Below are 532 nucleotides of genomic sequence, written 5' to 3' on the forward strand. Positions count from 1 at the left end.
ATCTCATTCGCTTTTTCAACTGGCATATCCAGTGGGATGTTCACATCCATTCGTACATGAAACAGCATGTCTCACTCCTGATGTATCACGTCGCTTATTTGCGGCGAAGGTTGTCAATCTTGTCTAAATCCAACTCAATACCTAAACCATTGCCTTGAGGCAGATGTAATTCGAAATCACGATATTGAAGCGGGGTCTTTAAAATTTCGTCAGTTAACAGCAATGGACCAAATAATTCAGTGCCATATGCCAAATTCTCAAAGGTCGAGAACAAATGTGCAGAAGCGATGGTGCCAACAGAACCTTCAAGCATCGTGCCACCATACAGATCTACACCAGCGAGGTTTGCAATGGTTGCTACATCACGACCTTCGAGTAGGCCACCAGACTGAGCAACTTTTACAGCAAACACAGAAGCAGCATTACGCTTCGCTAAACGATAAGCTGTACTTGGACCCATCAATGACTCATCCGCCATAATGGCAATATCAAAACGACGAGTTAAACGCTCCATGGCATCAATATTGTCAAT

General features: G+C 43.6%; 1 protein-coding gene. It reads right to left on the reverse strand.

Annotation, left to right across the window (positions count from 1 at the left end; genetic code table 11):
• Positions 1-94 precede the first annotated feature (94 nt).
• Positions 95-532, reverse strand: a 438-nt coding sequence (locus AC1M9C_RS14900; RefSeq protein WP_481953974.1) for an enolase C-terminal domain-like protein, incomplete at its 5' end; no start/stop codon positions are given.

It is taken from the genome of Acinetobacter sp. 24-47-39, from assembly GCF_056783825.1.